The organism is Nocardia sp. CA-119907, from assembly GCF_050955995.1.
In the GTDB taxonomy this organism is placed as follows: domain Bacteria; phylum Actinomycetota; class Actinomycetes; order Mycobacteriales; family Mycobacteriaceae; genus Nocardia.
In genome coordinates this window covers 4,539,488-4,556,482 of record NZ_CP192091.1, presented here as the reverse complement: position 1 = coordinate 4,556,482, position 16,995 = coordinate 4,539,488, and the positions used below count along the sequence as shown (strand labels likewise).

The 16,995-nt window shown below is 65.7% G+C and carries 21 protein-coding genes; 12 read left to right on the top strand and 9 right to left on the bottom strand.

The annotated features are described in order from the left end of the window. Window positions 1–2: 2 nt before the first annotated feature. A complete protein-coding gene (locus ACQP2D_RS20090; protein WP_433685241.1) occupies window positions 3–983 on the bottom strand; it encodes an alpha/beta hydrolase in 981 nt (326 codons plus the stop codon). Between the two features lie 74 nt (window positions 984–1,057). Between ACQP2D_RS20090 and ACQP2D_RS20085 the strand changes: the two genes are divergently transcribed. The 5 genes from ACQP2D_RS20085 (at window position 1,058) to ACQP2D_RS20065 (ending at window position 5,148) form a co-directional block, all read left to right on the top strand. Then, complete coding sequence (locus tag ACQP2D_RS20085) at window positions 1,058–1,828, top strand: helix-turn-helix domain-containing protein (protein ID WP_433685240.1); 771 nt, start codon at window positions 1,058–1,060, stop codon at window positions 1,826–1,828. A gap of 283 nt (window positions 1,829–2,111) precedes the next feature. Then, window positions 2,112–3,752 (top strand): GMC oxidoreductase, encoded by a 1,641-nt coding sequence (locus tag ACQP2D_RS20080; protein WP_433685239.1) that lies wholly within the window; start codon window positions 2,112–2,114, stop codon window positions 3,750–3,752. A 25-nt stretch (window positions 3,753–3,777) separates the two neighbouring features. Continuing rightward, window positions 3,778–4,122 (top strand): hypothetical protein, encoded by a 345-nt coding sequence (locus ACQP2D_RS20075; protein ID WP_433685238.1) that lies wholly within the window; start codon window positions 3,778–3,780, stop codon window positions 4,120–4,122. Then, window positions 4,100–4,429, top strand: a complete 330-nt coding sequence (locus ACQP2D_RS20070; protein WP_433685237.1) for an ArsR/SmtB family transcription factor — start codon at window positions 4,100–4,102, stop codon at window positions 4,427–4,429. The genes ACQP2D_RS20075 and ACQP2D_RS20070 overlap by 23 nt, the downstream gene beginning before the upstream one ends. Beyond that, the gene (locus tag ACQP2D_RS20065; RefSeq protein ID WP_433685236.1) at window positions 4,429–5,148 is read left to right on the top strand and encodes a cation transporter; all 720 of its coding nucleotides are present in this window, start codon (window positions 4,429–4,431) and stop codon (window positions 5,146–5,148) included. The genes ACQP2D_RS20070 and ACQP2D_RS20065 overlap by 1 nt, the downstream gene beginning before the upstream one ends. Window positions 5,149–5,382: 234 nt before the next feature. Here the strand turns inward: ACQP2D_RS20065 and ACQP2D_RS20060 are convergent, their stop codons facing one another. Next, a complete protein-coding gene (locus ACQP2D_RS20060) occupies window positions 5,383–6,120 on the bottom strand; it encodes a GntR family transcriptional regulator (protein ID WP_433685235.1) in 738 nt (245 codons plus the stop codon). A 154-nt stretch (window positions 6,121–6,274) separates the two neighbouring features. On the opposite strand from ACQP2D_RS20060, the gene iolC reads away from it, so the two are divergent. Genes iolC through iolB form a run of 3 tightly spaced genes read left to right on the top strand, consistent with a single transcriptional unit; the run spans window position 6,275 to window position 9,035 of the window. Then, window positions 6,275–7,276, top strand: a complete 1,002-nt coding sequence (iolC, locus tag ACQP2D_RS20055; protein WP_433685234.1) for a 5-dehydro-2-deoxygluconokinase — start codon at window positions 6,275–6,277, stop codon at window positions 7,274–7,276. Continuing rightward, window positions 7,273–8,148 (top strand): Cgl0159 family (beta/alpha)8-fold protein, encoded by an 876-nt coding sequence (locus ACQP2D_RS20050; RefSeq protein ID WP_433685233.1) that lies wholly within the window; start codon window positions 7,273–7,275, stop codon window positions 8,146–8,148. Before iolC ends, ACQP2D_RS20050 begins: the two co-directional genes overlap by 4 nt. Window positions 8,149–8,153: 5 nt before the next feature. Beyond that, window positions 8,154–9,035: a 5-deoxy-glucuronate isomerase gene (gene iolB / locus ACQP2D_RS20045; protein ID WP_433685232.1), complete on the top strand. Its 882-nt coding sequence runs from the start codon at window positions 8,154–8,156 to the stop codon at window positions 9,033–9,035. A gap of 16 nt (window positions 9,036–9,051) precedes the next feature. On the opposite strand, the gene ACQP2D_RS20040 is transcribed toward iolB, so the two are convergent. The 3 genes from ACQP2D_RS20040 to ACQP2D_RS20030 all read right to left on the bottom strand — a co-directional run bounded on the left by ACQP2D_RS20040 (window position 9,052) and on the right by ACQP2D_RS20030 (window position 12,550). Continuing rightward, entirely contained in the window at window positions 9,052–11,436 is a 2,385-nt protein-coding gene (locus ACQP2D_RS20040; RefSeq protein WP_433685231.1) for an ATP-binding cassette domain-containing protein, read from the bottom strand. Between the two features lie 248 nt (window positions 11,437–11,684). Next, on the bottom strand, window positions 11,685–12,095 hold the full coding sequence (locus tag ACQP2D_RS20035; RefSeq protein ID WP_433685230.1) for a VOC family protein: 411 nt from the start codon (window positions 12,093–12,095) through the stop codon (window positions 11,685–11,687). A gap of 5 nt (window positions 12,096–12,100) precedes the next feature. Further along, window positions 12,101–12,550 (bottom strand): helix-turn-helix transcriptional regulator, encoded by a 450-nt coding sequence (locus ACQP2D_RS20030; protein WP_433685229.1) that lies wholly within the window; start codon window positions 12,548–12,550, stop codon window positions 12,101–12,103. A gap of 154 nt (window positions 12,551–12,704) precedes the next feature. Here ACQP2D_RS20030 and ACQP2D_RS20025 point away from each other — a divergent pair, with 154 nt between their 5' ends. Then, on the top strand, window positions 12,705–12,923 hold the full coding sequence (locus ACQP2D_RS20025) for a hypothetical protein (RefSeq protein WP_433685228.1): 219 nt from the start codon (window positions 12,705–12,707) through the stop codon (window positions 12,921–12,923). Window positions 12,924–12,928: 5 nt separating this feature from the next. Here ACQP2D_RS20025 and ACQP2D_RS20020 read toward each other — a convergent pair whose 3' ends face one another. From ACQP2D_RS20020 to ACQP2D_RS20010, 3 genes are all read right to left on the bottom strand, one after another. Continuing rightward, the gene (locus ACQP2D_RS20020) at window positions 12,929–13,759 is read right to left on the bottom strand and encodes a mycofactocin-coupled SDR family oxidoreductase (RefSeq protein ID WP_433685227.1); all 831 of its coding nucleotides are present in this window, start codon (window positions 13,757–13,759) and stop codon (window positions 12,929–12,931) included. Between the two features lie 88 nt (window positions 13,760–13,847). Next, window positions 13,848–14,255 (bottom strand): TIGR03668 family PPOX class F420-dependent oxidoreductase, encoded by a 408-nt coding sequence (locus tag ACQP2D_RS20015; protein ID WP_433685712.1) that lies wholly within the window; start codon window positions 14,253–14,255, stop codon window positions 13,848–13,850. Continuing rightward, the gene (locus ACQP2D_RS20010) at window positions 14,252–14,857 is read right to left on the bottom strand and encodes a TetR/AcrR family transcriptional regulator (protein ID WP_433685226.1); all 606 of its coding nucleotides are present in this window, start codon (window positions 14,855–14,857) and stop codon (window positions 14,252–14,254) included. The genes ACQP2D_RS20015 and ACQP2D_RS20010 overlap by 4 nt, the downstream gene beginning before the upstream one ends. A 153-nt stretch (window positions 14,858–15,010) precedes the next feature. On the opposite strand from ACQP2D_RS20010, the gene ACQP2D_RS20005 reads away from it, so the two are divergent. From ACQP2D_RS20005 to ACQP2D_RS19995, 3 genes are all read left to right on the top strand, one after another. Then, window positions 15,011–15,292, top strand: a complete 282-nt coding sequence (locus ACQP2D_RS20005; RefSeq protein WP_433685225.1) for a hypothetical protein — start codon at window positions 15,011–15,013, stop codon at window positions 15,290–15,292. Window positions 15,293–15,369: 77 nt separating this feature from the next. Next, complete coding sequence (locus ACQP2D_RS20000; protein WP_433685224.1) at window positions 15,370–16,029, top strand: RraA family protein; 660 nt, start codon at window positions 15,370–15,372, stop codon at window positions 16,027–16,029. A gap of 21 nt (window positions 16,030–16,050) precedes the next feature. After that, window positions 16,051–16,344, top strand: a complete 294-nt coding sequence (locus ACQP2D_RS19995; RefSeq protein ID WP_433685223.1) for a chorismate mutase — start codon at window positions 16,051–16,053, stop codon at window positions 16,342–16,344. A 56-nt stretch (window positions 16,345–16,400) separates the two neighbouring features. Here the strand turns inward: ACQP2D_RS19995 and ACQP2D_RS19990 are convergent, their stop codons facing one another. Further along, window positions 16,401–16,916, bottom strand: a complete 516-nt coding sequence (locus ACQP2D_RS19990) for a DUF1992 domain-containing protein (RefSeq protein ID WP_433685222.1) — start codon at window positions 16,914–16,916, stop codon at window positions 16,401–16,403. Window positions 16,917–16,995: the final 79 nt, after the last annotated feature.

Sequence of the window (16,995 nt, the reverse complement as noted above, 5' to 3'; positions counted from 1 at the left end):
CCCTATCGCGCCGCTGCGCCAGAGCGCTCCAGCAAGTGGCTGCGCAGGTGGGCAAGGATCTCGGCGCGTGCGGGCCGGGCCGCGGGCACCAGGCCCGGTATGCTCAGGAAGGCGTGCACTGCTTCCGGATAGCGGGTCAGCGCCACCTCGACGCCCGCCTCTCGTAGCCGCTCGGCGTAGGCCGGAGCCTGGTCTTCCAGTGTGTCCAGACCCGCGGACTGGATCAGGGCCGGAGCGAGTCCTGCGAGGTCGTCGGTCTCGATCGGTGAAATCGCCCGGGCATCGAACGATGCGGGCAGCGCAATGCGCTGCACGGCACGGCAATTGGCCGGAGTAGCGGTCGGGCTGTCCGCGTTCTCGGTGAACGAGGGGTACTCGAAGACGCGGGCGGTCCAGTCGAGCTGCGGGTTGATCAGCACCTGGGCGCGCACCGGGAGCCCGAGTTCCTTCGCCTTGATGGCGGTGAGTGCCGCGAGCGTGGCACCCGCACTGGCACCCAGCAGGGCGAGCCGAGTGGGATCGGCTCCCCACACGGGAGCGAGCTCGAGGAGGTGGGACACGGACTCGTAGGCATCCTCGATGGGTGCGGGCACCGGATGCTCGGGTGCCAGCCGGTAGTCGACCGAGATGACCACGGCCGGGCAGTTGACCGCCAGGTGACTGAGCAGCCAATCGTCCTGATCCGGTGCGCCACCGATGAATCCGCCGCCGTGGAACGCGACGATCAGCGGCAGATCCGCGCCCGCATGCTCGGGCCGGTACACGCGAATGCCCAGCCGCCGCTCCGGCAGATCGAGGACGGGTGTGGTGATGGTCGCGCCCCGATCGGGCTTGCCGGTGGCGAGCCTGCCGATCGCGGAGCGGCGCTTGCGGAACTGCGCTTCGCGCAATTCGATGACCTCATCCGGAGTGATCGAATCCCAGTCCGGTTCGGTCGATAGTGCGGTGAGAATTCGAACTCGCAGTGGAACTTTGCCTCGCATGATGTGCCCTCCGGCTGGTGGTGGTGTTCTGCTGGACCGCCGTCTTGCGGCGGCATGGCGATACCCTGGCAGTTGTGACCGTGGGTGCGCTTTCGGAAATATGCGGTACGACAAAGTCGCCGCTGGTGTGGGTGCGGCCGGGTCATGTCGGCTATATCGGGCCGGAACTCGGCGTTGACCTGCATTCACCCTCGGTCGCGGTGCTCAGCGTCGGCTTGGACGAACCGTTCATCCTCGAGACCGCCGCGCACGGAGATATCCGCACCGGCAGCTCGTTCGCCCCCGCTCGCGCGGTGCACCGCGTCGTCGCCCCGGAGAAGTGGATCCTGCTGCTGTTCGTCGACCCCGCGGGTGCGCCCGCCACCGGCATCGCGGAGGAGATGACGGCGACCGCCGGGCCGTACGGTCTCGGCCACCGACGGGAACAGGAGCTCATCGAGCTGTGCGGTGACGGGGAGGTGGATCCGGACCGAATCTTCGCTCGGGCCGTCACCGGCCGCGCATCGGCCGCCGATCAGCGGATCGAGTCGGTCGCCGCCGCGATCCGCCAGGACCCGAATCGCACATTCCGGGCCGAAACCATCGCAGCGAACCTGGGCCTGTCCACCACCCATTTCCTCCGTTTGTTCACCCAGCAGTCCGGCACCACGTTCCGCGGATACCAGCGGTGGACCCGCGTCATGCACGCGATCCGGGACGCCGCGACCGGCCGCGATCTCACGCGATGCGCCACCGACGCAGGTTTCGCCACCCCGTCACACTTCAGCGAAACCTTCCACCACATGTTCGGACTGTCCGCGACCGCGGCGCTGCGCTCCGGCATTCGCTTCGATCTCGGAACCTAGCCTGCGCCTTGTCGTTTCGATAATTGCGGACTGTTCGGGGTGGCGATCTCGGCGCGGTAGCTGTTGTTCTCGCAGCACGCACCTCTGCTCGGGCGGCGGGATCCGAAGTTCCCTTCGAAATAGTTTCTAGGCCAGCGCTATTGCCATTTCCGCTCGGGGCGGGACAACCCCCTCGGCATCGTGACACATCAACGATGCGATTCGCCTCGATGCCCAACTAGAACCTGTTACATTCTGCCGACTCGGGACGCTCTCCTGCGCCTCATATCGGAAGGTTTCGCTCATGTACGACCGACGCCCCTCGGCCAACACCGGCGTTCGCCAAGGGATGACCCGCCGGAAATTCTTGGCGGGCACTGCATTTGCGGCCGGAGCAATGGCACTCGGTCCGGCCGCGTGGACCGCGAAGGCGTCGGCGGCACCCATCGGCAATGGGGATCACGTGCCGAATCTGATTATCGGAAGCGGCTACGGCGGAGCGGTCGCCGCACTGCGCTTGTGTCAGGCCGGCAAACAGGTCGCGATGATCGAGATGGGGCAGAACTGGACCGCGCCCGGGTCGGACGGAAAAGTCTTCTGCACCATGATCGATCCGGATGAGCGGTCGTATTGGTTCCGGACCAGGACCGATCAGCCGATCAGCCATTTCGTCGGGGCGGATATCAACCGAGACATCAGTCCGAGCGACGCGGGTGTGCTCGACTCGGAGCATTTCGCGACGACGCGGGTGTATCAGGGCCGCGGTGTGGGCGGTGGCTCGCTGGTCAACGGTGGCATGGCTCCGCTGCCGAAACAGGACTACTTCCAACAGATTCTGCCATCGGTCGACGCGTCGGCGATGTACTCCACCTACTTTCCCCGGGCTCAGGCCGCACTCGGGGTCAACAATGTCGACCCGGCGTGGTTCGAGTCCGCCGAATGCTACAAATACGCGAGGGTCAGTCGAAAGACCGCCAACAACGCGGGCTACGCGACGACATTCGTGCCGAACGTCTACGACTTCAGTTATATGCAGAAGGAGCAGGCGAATACCGTTACGCGCTCGGCGCTGGGCGGTGAGGTGATCTATGGCAATAACTTCGGCAAGCGCTCACTGGACAAGACCTATCTGGCGGTTGCCGCCGCGACCGGCAAACTGAGCATCTCCCCACTGCACAAGGTCACCAGCGTGGCACCGGCCGCGAGCGGCTACACGGTGGTCATCACGCAGATGGATGTGCTCGGCAATACGGTGGCGACCAAGACCGTCACCGCGGACAAAGTGTTCTTCGCGGCGGGCAGCGTCGGTACCAGCAAGCTGCTGGTGACCATGAAAGCGTTGGGCAAGCTGCCGAACCTGGCCGATTCGGTCGGCGCGGGCTGGGGCAACAATGGCAATGTGATGGTGGGTCGGGCCGGGCTGGATTTGACCGGTGCGCTGCAATCGGCGATTCCGTGTATGGGCGTCGACAACTGGGCCGATGCCAATGGTCCGGTGTTCGCCGAAATCGCCCCGTTCCCAACGAATACCGAGAACGGCGTGAATCTCTATCTGGCGATCACCAAGAACCCCAACCGCGCTCGGTTCACCTACAACTCGGCCACCGGCGGGGTGGATCTATCCTGGCAGGCGTCCTACACCCAGCCTTCGATCGATGCGGCGAAACGAGTATTCGACGCCATCAATTCCAAGGCGGGCACGATCTATCGGACCGATCTGTTCGGCCTGTACAAGATCTGGGGCGACGACTTCGTGTACCACCCGCTCGGCGGCTGTCTGCTCGGTCAGGCCACCGATAACTACGGCAGGCTCAACGGATACTCCGGTCTGTACGTCATCGACGGTTCGCTGATTCCCGGCAGCACCGGCGTCAACCCCTTCCTGACCATTACCGGCCTCGCGGAACGCAATATCGAAAAGATCATCGCCTCCGACCTGGCGTGACCTGTCGTCTCAGAGCGAGCGGGAGATGGGAGGGATCGGTCTTGGCGACGATCACCAGCAGATCGCACTGTGTGCCATTGAAATAGAGGTCTTCGAACCATTGAGGGCGGGTCTGGCCTCCACCGCACGTCGCGAGTCCACCCGGATTGTCGAGGTGTTGGTCCGGCAGCTCGGCGAACTCCTGCTCGCCCCCATGATCGACGCCGTCTGGGAGCGGGTGGCCGAGCCGCGCGATGCGGACAAGCCGCGTCTGTCGATCACCGGAAAGGACTACACCGCGGAGAGGCGAGTTTCCACTCAGATGATTCACCATTTTCTGAATACAGCATCTGATGTACTATTTGGGTGTGGAAGCCGTGCTGCACCGTGATGCGTTGGCCCGCTTCGGGCACGCCCTGTCGGACCCGACGCGCACCGAGATCTTGCTGAGCCTACGGACCGCCCCGAGCTACCCCTCGGAGCTGGCCGACCGGATCGGTGTCTCGCGGCAGATTCTGTCGAATCACCTTGCGTGCCTGCGAGGTTGCGGGTTGGTGGTGGCGATTCCGGAGGGCCGCCGGTCGCGCTATGAGCTCGCCGATCCCCGTATCGCTCGCGCGCTCGACGACCTCACCGGATTGGTGCTGGCGGTGGACCCGGCGTGCTGTCCGGACTCCGATGCGCAGGGGTGCTGCTGATGTCGCAGTCGCTGGGAATTCCGTCGCTGCCCTCGGCGGTGACCGTCTCGGGTCCGTCTCCGGAGCGACGGGCGGTGCTGGCTCGGCGCATCCGATGGTTCGTCGCCGCGACCATCTCCTACAACGTGATCGAGGCGATCATCGCGCTGACCGAGGGTGCCCGGGTGTCGTCGGCGGCATTGCTCGGATTCGGTCTTGACTCGGTGATCGAGGTTTCGTCGGCGGCCGCGGTGGCGTGGCAGTTCGCCGGGCGTGACCCAGCGGAACGGGAGAAGGTCGCGCTGCGGATCATCGCGTTCTCCTTCTTCGCGCTGGCCGCCTATGTCAGCGTCGATTCGATCCTGTCGCTGGCGCGAGTCGGCGGCGCGGCTCGGCATTCGCCGGTCGGCATCGGGCTGGCAGCGGTGAGCCTGGCGGTCATGCCGGTGCTGTCGTGGGCGCAGCGTCGTGCCGGGCGCGAACTCGGTTCCGCCTCAGCGGTTGCCGACTCGAAGCAGACTCTGCTCTGCACCTACTTGTCGGCGGTGCTGTTGATCGGATTGCTGATCAACAGCCTGTTCGGCTGGTCGTGGGCCGATGCGACCGCGGCACTGGTGATTGCCGCTATCGCGGTCAAGGAAGGCATCAACGCCTGGCGCGGCGACACCTGCTGCCCATCCCCCATGGCTCTCGGTGCGAGCGACCCCACTGCTGGGCACGAATGCGAGTGCTGCGCCTGAATCGCACATCAGGGCGATCGCCGTCACCGGCGCGCTGATCACCTGGTTGAAAACGCGCAGGCACCGGGACGAACACGGCATTCACGTGGCACCGTTGCGCGCGGTGCTCGCCCTGAGCCGCTCCCGGCGTGATACCTCAGATCGTTTGGCGCACTGTTTCGATTGCGGACCTGACAATGAACATCAATATGTTCGGACAAATGATCCGTTCGCCAGACTTCGACTGTCACCGCTTCAGCGGCTCAGGACGGTCGTATCGAAGAAGTGCCGCGAGGCCCGGTACACGTGCCGACCCATTTCGACCGGGCGTCCGGAACTGTCGAAAGCGACGCGTTGCATCGTCAGCACCGGCGCGTTCGTGCGCTCCCCCAGCAGCTGAGCCTCGGCCCGGGTGGCGCTGCGCGCACCGATTCGCTGACGCGCGAGTGCGATGTGAATCCCCTTGGCCCGCAGGCACTCATAGAATCCGTGCAACTCGAGCTGGTCCGGCGCGGGCGCGAATTCGGCGGGTACATAATTGGTCATGACGGCCAGCGGTTCACTTCCGGCCCGGCGCAGCCGGCGAAAGGTTACGAAGCGGGCATCCTCGGGCACGCCGAGTTCCTTGGCGATATCGATATCGGGAGCACCGAGTTGGTAGTCGAGCAATTCGGTGGTCGGCTCCTGCCCCGCGGTGAGCAGGTCGTCGTACAGGCTGGTCAATTCGACCGGGCGATGCACCTGATTCTGTACCACCTGGGTTCCCACCCCGCGCCTGCGCATCAACAGCCCCTTGTCGACCAGCGCCTGGATCGCTTGCCGAGTGGTCGGCCGCGACAGATTGAGCCGCTTGGCCAGGTCCAGTTCGTTCTCGATGCGGTCGCCGGGGGTGAGTCGGCCGTTCAGTATCGCGTTCTCGATGCCTTGTGCCAGTTGAAAATACAGCGGGACCGGACTTGTGCGGTCGATCGCGATATCGAGTGGCGCTGGCATCGTGGCTCCTCGGGGCGGGCGGGTGCTGGTGAACGCCGTTTCGTCCACTGTAAGGCACCCGAGCCTTCCCGATTCAATATGTCTGTAAGTCAGTATGTCCTGACAAAGTCTTGACAAGGCGGTATGGCGTGGCGCACAGTCTGGACAGGCGGCAATGCCCGTCCAGTTGGACCAACCCTGGAGTCAGCCTGTGAACGCTCAATTCGAGGTCTTGTCGACCGGTCGGGTCGGCGTCGACATCTATCCGCTCCAGTCCGGAGTCGGTCTGGAAGATGTCGACACCTTCGGCAAGTTCCTCGGCGGCAGTGCCGCCAATGTCGCGGTGGCAGCGGCGCGGCTGGGGCGGCGCACCGCGCTGTGGTCCGGTGTCGGCGCCGATCCCTTCGGCCGGTACGTGCGGCGTGAACTGGTCCGCCTCGGCGTCTCGGATGCCCTCCTGCAGACCACCGGCCGCTTTGCGACGCCGGTGACCTTCTGTGAGATCTTCCCGCCCGACGATTTCCCGCTGTACTTCTATCGTGAGCCCAGCGCGCCGGACCTGCAGATCACCGGTGGACAGGTGGCTCCTGAACTCATCCGCGGCACTGGTGTGTACTGGTCCACCGTCACCGGCCTGTGCCAAGAGCCCTCTCGTGCAGCCCATTTCGAGGCTTGGTCGATCCGGGAGCGCCGACCGCTGACCGTATTGGACCTGGACTACCGGCCGATGTTCTGGGCCGAGGAGAGCCAGGCCCGCGAGCAGGTGCGCCGAGCCCTGACGCAGGTCACGGTGGCGGTCGGCAACCGCGAGGAGTGCCGGATCGCCGTCGACGAGACCGACCCGCATCGGGCCGCCGACGCACTGTTGGATCTGGGTGTCGAACTGGCCATCGTCAAACAGGGGCCGGATGGTGTGCTCGGCAAGACCCGCCACGAATCGGTGGTGGTGCCGCCCGCGACCGTCGAGGTGGTCAATGGTCTCGGTGCCGGAGATGCCTTCGGCGGGAGTCTGTGTCACGGCCTGCTCGCCGGGTGGGATCTGGAGACCATCCTGCGCCGCGCCAATGCCGCCGGGGCCATTGTCGCCGCCCGGCTCGAATGTTCCACCGCCATGCCGACCAGCGCGGAAATCGACGCACTTGTCGAGCTGTCACCGACCGGGAGGGCCGAGCGATGAAGGTAGCCGAGCTGACCGAGGTGCGTGCGGCCGATCCCGGCGCCGTCGCCAGGGCCTTCGAGGCCAGGACGCGCCGCGGTCTGGTGCGCGGCGATGGCCGGTTGATGATCATCGCCGCCGATCATCCCGCCCGCGGCGCACTGGCGGCCGCGGGCAATCCCTATGCCATGAACAGCCGCATGGAGCTGCTGGATCGGCTGGTGACGGCATTGGCCCGGCCGGGTGTCGACGGTGTGCTCGGCACCGCGGACATCATCGAGGACCTGCTGCTGCTCGGTGCGCTCGAGGACAAGGTCGTATTCAGCTCGATGAACCGGGGTGGCATCGCGGGGGCGGATTTCGAGCTCGACGACCGGATGACCGGGTACACCGCGCGTGCGACGGCCGCGGCCGGGCTCAATGGCGCCAAGATGCTCAATCGGTTCGATCTCGCCGATCCGGGCACCCTGTCCATGATGACCGCGAGCGCCGCCGCCATCGATGAGCTCGCCGCGCTCGGCCTGGCCGCGCTGCTCGAACCGTTCATATCGCACCGGCCCGATGGTCCGGGGACAAAGGTGGTCAACGACCTGTCGCCGGATGCGGTCATCAAAAGCGTTCACCTGGCTCAGGGACTGGGCTCCACATCGGCCTACACCTGGCTGAAGCTACCCGTCGTCGCGGAGATGGAGCGGGTCATGGAGGCCACCACCCTGCCCACACTGCTGCTCGGCGGCGACCCGCAGACAGATCCGGACGATACCTACGCCCATTGGGCGAAAGCCCTTGCGCTGCCGGGAGTTCGGGGTCTGATAGTGGGCCGCACCCTGCTGTATCCACGGGACGGCGATGTCGCGGGTGCGGTCGATACGGCCGTATCGCTGGTGCGGTGATCGGCATGCACAGCAAGCATTACGTACCCGCCACCCGCAACTGCCGTGCGCCGTACACGGTGGAACTCACCCAGGAGTCGGCGGGCTGGGAGCACTGCAGTCTGCATGTCATCGAACTCGGGCCGGGACAGTCCCATCGCACCCACAGCCGCGCCGATGAGATCGTCGTCGTACCGCTGTCCGGTTCGTGCACCGTGGTCTGTGCTGGCCAGCCGTGCGAATTGGCCGGGCGCGATAGCGTTTTCGACGGCCCGACAGACTTCGCCTACATCGGCCGGGACAACTCCTACACCGTGACCACTACCAACGGCGGGCGATTCGCGCTCGGTGGCGCTCGCGCGCAACGGCAGCTCCCGTTCCGATACGTCCCCGCCGTCGATGTGCCGGTGGAGTTGCGCGGTGCGGGCAACTGCAGCCGTCAGGTACACAACTTCGCGACCGCGGACACTTTCGAGGCCGACTCGATCATCGCCTGCGAGGTGATCACGCCGGGCGGCAACTGGTCGTCGTATCCGGCACACAAACACGACGAGCTCACCGATACCGAAACCCCGCTCGAGGAGATCTACTACTTCGAATTCGCCCGTGGCGCGGATGATTCGCCGGGCTTCGGCTACCACCGCGTCTACGGAACTCCCGAGCGGCCGATCGATGTGCTCGAGGAGGTCCGCGACGGCGATGTGGTGCTGGTACCGCATGGCTACCACGGCCCGTCCATCGCCGCGCCCGGCTATCACATGTACTACCTGAACATCATGGCCGGTCCCGGACCGGAACGGGCCTGGCGGATCAGCGACGACCCGGCACAGGCGTGGCTGCGCGGCACCTGGACCGATATGGCGGTCGATCCGCGACTTCCCATGAGCGCGAAGCAGACTCGACAGTGAATCCGATTCCGGACGCCTACGCGCCGACGTAGCCAGCGAGGTGTTCGCCAGTGAGGGTGGAGCGTACGGCGACGAGGTCGGTGGGTGTGCCCTCGAAGACGATCTTGCCGCCGTCGTGGCCGGCGCCGGGACCGAGATCGATGATCCAGTCGGCATGCGCCATGACCGCCTGGTGATGTTCGATGACGATGACCGACTTGCCGGAGTCGACGAGCCGGTCGAGCAGGGCCAGCAGGTGTTCGACGTCGGCGAGGTGCAGGCCCGTTGTCGGCTCGTCGAGGACGTAGACGCCGCCCTTCTCGGTCATGTGGGTGGCCAGCTTGAGCCGCTGCCGCTCGCCGCCGGACAGCGTGGTGAGCGGCTGGCCGAGGCTCAGATAGCCGAGCCCGACGTCGGCGAGTGCCTGAATGATCTTGTGCGCCGCCGGAATCCGCGCCTCGCCGGTGCCGAAGAACTCCTCGGCCTCGGTCACCGGCATGGCCAGCACCTGGCTGATATCGCGGCCGCCGAGGTGGTAGTCCAGCACCGCTGCCTGGTACCGCTTCCCCTCGCACTCCTCGCAGGTGGTGGCGACGCCGGCCATCATCGCCAGATCGGTGTAGATGACACCGGCGCCATTGCAATTGGGGCACGCGCCCTCGGAGTTGGCGCTGAACAGCGCTGGCTTCACGCCGTTGGCCTTTGCGAACGCCTTGCGAATCGGCTCGAGCAGTCCGGTGTAGGTCGCCGGGTTGCTTCGCCGCGAGCCGCGAATCGCGCCCTGGTCGACCGAGATCACCCCTTCGCCGGCGGGGATCGAACCGTGCACGAGTGAGCTCTTGCCGGAGCCCGCGACGCCGGTGATGACGGTGAGCACGCCGAGCGGGATGTCGACGTCGACATCGCGCAGGTTGTTCGTCGTCGCCCCGCGAACCTGCAAGGCGCCGTTGGGCTTTCGCACCGTCTTCTTCAGTGCTGCGCGGTCGTCGAAATGGCGGCCGGTGATGGTGCCGCTGGTGCGCAATCCCTCGACGGTCCCCTCGAAACAGACCGTGCCGCCGCCCGCACCGGCCCCGGGCCCGAGGTCGACGACGTGGTCGGCGATGGCGATCGTCTCCGGTTTGTGCTCCACGACCAGCACCGTGTTGCCCTTGTCCCGCAGTCGCAGCAGCAGCTCGTTCATCCGCTGGATGTCATGGGGGTGCAGGCCGACGGTCGGCTCGTCGAAGACATAGGTGACGTCGGTCAGCGCGGAGCCGAGGTGGCGAATCATCTTGACGCGCTGTGCCTCACCGCCCGACAGCGTGCCCGACGGCCGGTTGAGCGAGAGGTAGCCCAGCCCGATTTCCACGAATGAGTCGAGGGTGTGCCGCAGCGAGGCGAGCAGCGGCGCCACCGACGGCTCCTTCAGCCCGCTGACCCACTCGGCGAGATCGCTGATCTGCATCGCGCAGGCGTCGGCGATACTCTTGCCCTTGATCTTCGATGCCCGGGCTTGGTCGCTGAGCCGCGTGCCGTCGCACTCCGGACAGATGGTGAAGGTGACCGCGCGCTCAACGAAGGCGCGGATGTGCGGCTGCAGCGCATCCACATCCTTGGACAGCATCGACTTGCGGATCCGCGGAATCAGGCCCTCATAGGTCAGGTTGATGCCCTCGACCTTGATCTTGGTCGGCTCCTTGTAGAGCAGGTCGTTGAGCTCTCGCTTGGTGAACTTCTTGATCGGCTTGTCCGGGTCGAAGAAGCCACAGCCGGTGAAGATCCGGCCGAACCAGCCGTCCATGCTGTAGCCGGGGATGGTGAGCGCACCCTGGTTGAGCGACTTGGCGTCGTCGTAGAGCTGGGTCAGATCGATGTCGTTGACCGAACCCCTGCCCTCGCAGCGCGGGCACATGCCGCCGGTGATGCTGAAGCTGCGGCGCTCGCGCACCGTCTGCCCGGAGCGCTCCACCGTGACCGCACCCGCGCCACTGATCGAGGCGACGTTGAACGAGAACGCCTGCGGGGAGCCGATGTGCGGCTTCCCGAGTCGGCTGAACAGGATGCGCAACATCGCATTGGCGTCGGTGGCGGTGCCGACGGTGGAACGCGGATCGGCGCCCATTCGCTGCTGGTCGACGATGATCGTGGTCGTCAGCCCTTCGAGTACGTCGACCTCCGGCCGCGCCAGCGTCGGCATGAAACCCTGTACGAAGCTGCTGTAGGTCTCGTTGATCAGTCGCTGCGACTCCGCGGCGACCGTATCGAATACCAGCGAGCTCTTGCCCGAACCGGAGATGCCGGTGAAAACCGTCAGCCGGCGCTTGGGGATCTCGATGCTGATGTCCTTGAGGTTGTTCACGCGAGCGCCGACCACGCGGATGAGATCGTGGCTGTCGGCAACCTGGGGTGCGGGCGATTGCGTGTCCGTCTTCTTGGCCATGCTGATCGTGTCTCCATCTGTTGCGCGGGCCGCCTTCGCGGGCTCCTACGGAGTCGCCTGGCTCGATCCAACCAGCTTCGAGCAGTGCGTTCGGTTGTTCTTTTCTCGGCGCGGGGCGCGGCAACTGTTTGCTTGCCGGTGGCAGACGATGGCCGCCACCGGCACTGTCCTTGGCTATGCGCCCAGCCGTCCGCGCAGGTCGGGGTGGTGATTGCCGGACTAAAGGCCCGATACAGCTGCCGGATAGCTCAGCGCAGTTGCTGGATGCGGACCATATTGCCCGCGGGGTCGCGGAAGGCGCAGTCGCGGATGCCGTACGGCTGCTCGGTCGGTTCCTGGACGACCTCGGCGCTATCGCTGGCCTGCAGCTTCTCGAAAACGCCGTCGAGGTCCTCGGTGGCCAGGTTGATGCTGGCGTAGGTGCCCTTGGCCATCATTTCGGTAATGGTGCGGCGCTCGTCGTCGGTGATACCGGGGTCGGCGGCGGGTGGATGCAGAACGATGGACGTGGGCTGGCCTACGGGGCCGACCGTGATCCAGCGCATCCCGTTGTATCCGACGTCGTTGCGGACCTCGAAGCCGAGAGTGTCGCGATAGAAGGCCAGGGCGGCGTCCGGGTCGTCCTGCGGGAGGTAGGTCTGGTGAATGGTGATGTTCATGACGATCACGCTAGTTGCGACGCGCTAACCTGCGCTTCTCGATTCCTGATCGGTCTGGTCACCTGTTTCGCCACGCAGGACGGCATCCCCTCCGTCGCGCGGGCCTGCTGCTCGCGATAGACGCTGGGCGGCACGCCGACGAGTTCGGTGAAGCGGGTGCTGAAGGTACCCAGCGACGAGCAGCCGACGGCGAAACAGACCTCGGTGACGCTCAGGTCGCCACGACGCAGCAGCGCCATCGCCCGCTCGATGCGCCGCGTCATCAGATAGGCGTAGGGCGGCTCGCCATACGCGAGTCGGAACTGGCGACTGAGGTGCCCGGCCGACATATGCGCGTCGCGGGCGAGCGCCTCGACGTCCAGCGGCTGCGCGTACTCCCGGTCGATTCGGTCGCGGACGCGACGCAGCCGCGCGAGATCGCGTAGGTGATCCTCCGTTGCTGGTCTGCTGGTCACCTAGCAGATCGTGCCATATCGAAAGTTCGGCGGTCGAGTGCTGGCCGGTCTCGGCAGTGAGTACTTCGATGAGTACTTCGGCGGATTCGGTTGGCGATGGGGCGGCCATAGCGTGGGTGGTGTCAAATCCCGAAGCGTCGGAAGGATATCGACGATGACTTATCCCGGAAACTCGGCCTGGCAGCGCAGCGAGAACGCTCGCCACATGGCGTGGGCGCGTCAGTCCACGGCGGATGCCCATCGGCTCTCGCGCCGCTATTCGACCTCGCCCGGCTGGCGCATCGCGAATGTGGTTGCGGCGCTGGTAGTCGTCGGGGTGCTCGTCGTCGCCGCACCCTTCGTGCTGGCGATCCTGAGCGTCGTCGGTTGGTAGCCGCCTCAGGTGGTGCCCGCGCTCATACCGCCGGAGATGGTGATGGCTTCGCCGTTGAAGTGACGGCCGTGTTCGCCGACCAAAAGCAGGATCATTTCGGAAACCTCCTGCGGCACGATCAGATCGCCGTTGGGAGGTGCGGTGGCGAACATGGCTTCCACGTCCTCGAGGGTGGGATTCTCGATATCGGGCACCATGGCGGAGTACATCGCCGGGTTCATGATCATATCGGTGCGCACACCGGCCGGTAGCACCGCGTTGACGGTGATGCCGTGCGGAACCAGTTCGTGCGCAAGCGATTTCACCAAACCGATCACGCCCCATTTCGCTGCCGCGTAGTGGCCGGAATTCGCCGCACCCATGCGGCCGACAATGGACGAGGTGGCGACGATTCGGCCGGAGCGGCGTTCGATCATGTGCGGCACCACGGCACGAAAGCTGTGGAAGACACCGGTCAGGTTGACATCGATCATGTCCTGCCACATCTGCTCGTCCATCTCGGCGATGGGCGCACCGGAGGCGATCCCCGCATTGGCGAGCAGGATGTCGATCCGGCCGAACTCGGCTATGGCGCGTTCGGTGACCGCGTCCATCTCGGATCGGCTGCGCACATCGGCTCTGACCGCCACGCAACGCCGTCCGGTCTCCTCGACCAGCTTGACGGTCTCGGCGAGATCGTCCTCGGAACTCAGCGGATACGGCACGCTGCCGATCGGCTCGGCGATATCGCAGAGCACGATATCGGCGCCCTCGGCGGCCAAAGTGACCGCATGCGAACGCCCTTGACCGCGTGCGCCGCCGGTGATCAGCGCGACTTTGTCGTCCAGCTTTCCCATCTGCGTCCCCTCTCGACTCCGCAGTCCCATGGTTACACGATCGGCCGACGCGTCGTACTGCGATCGGCCGTTGACCCGGCACCGCGTATCAGCTTGCGGCCCATCCCGACCAGCGGATGACATCGATGGCGACGACCGGGCCGGGTGGCGGCTGGGTCAGATACACCGGATAGCGTGCGGCGAGTAGCTGTTGGGCCAGTAGTGCTTCGGAGTCGTCGGTGATGCGCGCGGTGCCATCCGCTCGGGACCACCACAGATGCGTCCAATCGTCGCTGTAGTGATCGGCGAGAACGGCAACCGCGGGGTTCGCGGCGATATTCGCCAAGCGGCGCAGCGCGGTCGTCGTCTTGGGCTTCGCATCGACCGCGGTGTAGATGATGTCGTCGGCGACCGCGAATACGATCGGAACGAGGTGCGGACGCAGGTCTGCCGTCACGGTGGCGAGGCGGGCTACCGGTTCCGCCATGAACCGTTCGCGCGCCACCTTCGCGGTCAGTCGCACCGCACCCCTCCTGCCTGCCGGGCGGCCAGAAAGTCATCGACGATGCGGGTGCAATCGGCGCGATCGTCGCGTTCCAGGCCCGCGAGTTTCGCGAGGAGGATCGGGCCGACGAGCTGCAGCAGCGCGAGTTCGGTGTCGTAGTCGGCGAATTGTGCTGCGGTATCAGCGTTTCCGAGCACGGCTTCGAATGGGGCGCGGTGCTGCTCGATGAATCGATGACGCAGGTCGGCCAGTGCGGAGCCCCGATCTGCTACCTCGGGGCTCAGCGCAAGCCAGGCCAAGGTGGTGAGTTGCAGCGGTGCCTCATTGATGAGTCCGGCCTGGTGGTAAAGCAATTCGACGAGCCGAGTGCGCAGCGGTCCGGTGGTCGGGGCCTCGGCTGGCGGCGGCAGCAGTCGCTCGAACGTCGCGGCGAGCAACTGGGTGCTGCTGTCGAAGTGTCGATAGAGGGTGGTACGCGCGACCTTCGAAGTGCGGACCACCGCATCGATGGTGACCGCTTCGATACCGCCGGACAGCAGCAGTTCGGCCGCCGCGTCCAGTAATCGGTTGCGGGACCGTATCTTTCGCGGATCTTCGGATTCCTGGCCGGCCATCTCCAACGAAGTCTATCGCAACCATGGAGTCATATGCTACTGACAGTAGCGTAGCGATACCGATAGTATCGTTTCGGTGGAAGGAGCGCCATGGAGAGGGTCGAGATCCGGGAAGCGCCGCGCCTGCCCTGGTCACTGTGGTGAACGCTGGCGGTGTCCTGTCTGGCCGTAGCGCTGATGGTCGCCTCCATGGTGGCGCTGTACACGGCGTTGCCGAGCATTGCCGTCGATATCGGCGCCAGCCATGTCTCCGAATCCTATGCCGCGGCACTGGAACTGGCCGGCCGCTCGGGTCCGGTCGCGGAACCGTTCCGCCAATTCGCCGAGGCCGCCTTCGTGCACGGCATCTCGCAAGCGGCCTTCGTACTCGGGTGCGTCGTCCTGGTCGGCGCGGTTCCGATTGCGATCTGGTCGCCCGGTCGTAATCGTCGCTGACCTCGATCGGCGGACGGACGTGCGGGCCGTACGATGCCAGCTGATCCCGTCATTCGAGTCTCGAAGGGGCGTCACCGATGCCGACCGACCAGCTCGTCACCAAATTCCGCGCCGTCGATACCACGGCCATCTGCGACGCCGATAAGTCGACGCGAGTGCTGGACAGCGCGATTCGACCGAGATCCGCCGAGCCGCGCATCTTCGGCCCCGCCTTCACCGTCCGCTGTCGTGGCGACTTCCTCGCGGTCTTGCGGGCCGTCGAGACGGCCGCTCCCGGCGATGTCCTGGTGGTCGATGGCGACGGGGCCGATATCGCCTTCGCCGGAGAGTTGTTCGCCCGTGGCGCGCTGGTGCGCGGCCTCGGCGGCATCATCGTCGACGGCGGGTACCGCGATATCGGCTATGTGCGCGACTGCGCGCTGCCGGTGTACAGCCGATTCGTTACCCCGATGGCGGGCACCACTTCTCAACTCGGCCAGTTGCAGATCCCGGTGCGCTGCGGCGGTGTCGAGGTGGCTCCCGGTGATCTGATCCTGGCCGACGCGGAAGGAGTCATTGTCGTTGATCCCGAGCGGATCGAGCCATTGCTCGATGCGGCGGCAGCGGTCAAGGAAGCCGAAACAAAACTTGTCGCGCTGCTCGACGCCGGAGCGACGCTCAGCGACGGACTGAACGTCGCCGAGCACACCGCCGCACTCGAACGCGGCGAACCCTCGGCACTGCGGTTCCTGGTCTGACGGCCCGTAGGATTGGCGGCTGTGTCCGCACCCGAATCGCTCGCCGAGGTCCGTGCCCGTATCGATGCCGTTGACGCGGAGTTGATCCGTTTCCTGGCGCAGCGCCAGAGCCTGGTGCGGTCGGCGGCGGCGTTCAAGACCGATGAACACGCCGTCCGCGCGCCGGATCGGGTTGCGCAGGTGGTGGCGTTGGCCCGCGAGCGTGCCACGGCGGCGGGTCTGGCCCCCGCCGTCGCGGAGTCGGTCTGGCGGGCCATGATCGATGCCTTCATCGAACTCGAACTCACCGAGCAGGCCGCGCTGCGACAGCGCTGATCTCGCGACACGGCCGTAGTGAGTCGGTCGTCGCTGCACGCACGTTGACTCGAGTGTCAGAGGCGTCGAGTCGAGCGGCGGAGCGTAATCCATTGCCACCAACTGGGCTTGGCTGATGGTGGCGCAATAGGTGCGCTCGGCGGGGTTGCTTTCGGCTGCCTATTTCGGCGCGCGGTGGTTCGGTCACTGCGCCACTGCGCGACAACCTCTTCGGTATTCACCGGTCCGACCCGAACATAGGGTCCGTGCGGCATTCGAAGCCAGTCCACGATGCGCTGGTTCAGCTCCGATATCGTTTCGCGAACCTCGCGCTCGGAAGCCATATCCCGCACCAATTCCGGGAGTTCCTCGATATCGCGGCGCAGTATCAGGGATGGGGGCAGCAGGCCGTCCGCACGCACTCCTTCGCCGTGCAAGTAGCTCTTCAGCCACCAGTTCTCGTCATCGACGGAGTTCGGAATCGGTTTGCCCGCGCCGCGGAGGTTGTCGAATTCGCCGCGTTCGGTGGCCTCGCGGATCTGTTTGTCGATCCACGATTCAAAGGTGACACCGAGGGGTTTGCGCTCGGTCATGGCGATCGCTTCGACGCAACGTCCATACCGCCAGTCTACGGAGGTCCAGGGGCAGTCGGGATCGCTGCCGGAGCGGTGC

What these genes read in the sequence shown, in the direction of transcription:
- ACQP2D_RS20090 (WP_433685241.1), bottom strand. Translation starts at nt 983, where the DNA reads ATGCGAGGCAAAGTTCCACTGCGAGTTCGAATTCTCACCGCACTATCG.
- ACQP2D_RS20080 (WP_433685239.1), top strand. Translation starts at nt 2,112, where the DNA reads ATGTACGACCGACGCCCCTCGGCCAACACCGGCGTTCGCCAAGGGATG.
- ACQP2D_RS20075 (WP_433685238.1), top strand. Translation starts at nt 3,778, where the DNA reads ATGGGAGGGATCGGTCTTGGCGACGATCACCAGCAGATCGCACTGTGT.
- ACQP2D_RS20065 (WP_433685236.1), top strand. Translation starts at nt 4,429, where the DNA reads ATGTCGCAGTCGCTGGGAATTCCGTCGCTGCCCTCGGCGGTGACCGTC.
- ACQP2D_RS20060 (WP_433685235.1), bottom strand. Translation starts at nt 6,120, where the DNA reads ATGCCAGCGCCACTCGATATCGCGATCGACCGCACAAGTCCGGTCCCG.
- iolC (WP_433685234.1), top strand. Translation starts at nt 6,275, where the DNA reads ATGCCCGTCCAGTTGGACCAACCCTGGAGTCAGCCTGTGAACGCTCAA.
- ACQP2D_RS20050 (WP_433685233.1), top strand. Translation starts at nt 7,273, where the DNA reads ATGAAGGTAGCCGAGCTGACCGAGGTGCGTGCGGCCGATCCCGGCGCC.
- iolB (WP_433685232.1), top strand. Translation starts at nt 8,154, where the DNA reads ATGCACAGCAAGCATTACGTACCCGCCACCCGCAACTGCCGTGCGCCG.
- ACQP2D_RS20040 (WP_433685231.1), bottom strand. Translation starts at nt 11,436, where the DNA reads ATGGCCAAGAAGACGGACACGCAATCGCCCGCACCCCAGGTTGCCGAC.
- ACQP2D_RS20035 (WP_433685230.1), bottom strand. Translation starts at nt 12,095, where the DNA reads ATGAACATCACCATTCACCAGACCTACCTCCCGCAGGACGACCCGGAC.
- ACQP2D_RS20025 (WP_433685228.1), top strand. Translation starts at nt 12,705, where the DNA reads ATGACTTATCCCGGAAACTCGGCCTGGCAGCGCAGCGAGAACGCTCGC.
- ACQP2D_RS20020 (WP_433685227.1), bottom strand. Translation starts at nt 13,759, where the DNA reads ATGGGAAAGCTGGACGACAAAGTCGCGCTGATCACCGGCGGCGCACGC.
- ACQP2D_RS20010 (WP_433685226.1), bottom strand. Translation starts at nt 14,857, where the DNA reads ATGGCCGGCCAGGAATCCGAAGATCCGCGAAAGATACGGTCCCGCAAC.
- ACQP2D_RS20000 (WP_433685224.1), top strand. Translation starts at nt 15,370, where the DNA reads ATGCCGACCGACCAGCTCGTCACCAAATTCCGCGCCGTCGATACCACG.
- ACQP2D_RS19990 (WP_433685222.1), bottom strand. Translation starts at nt 16,916, where the DNA reads ATGACCGAGCGCAAACCCCTCGGTGTCACCTTTGAATCGTGGATCGAC.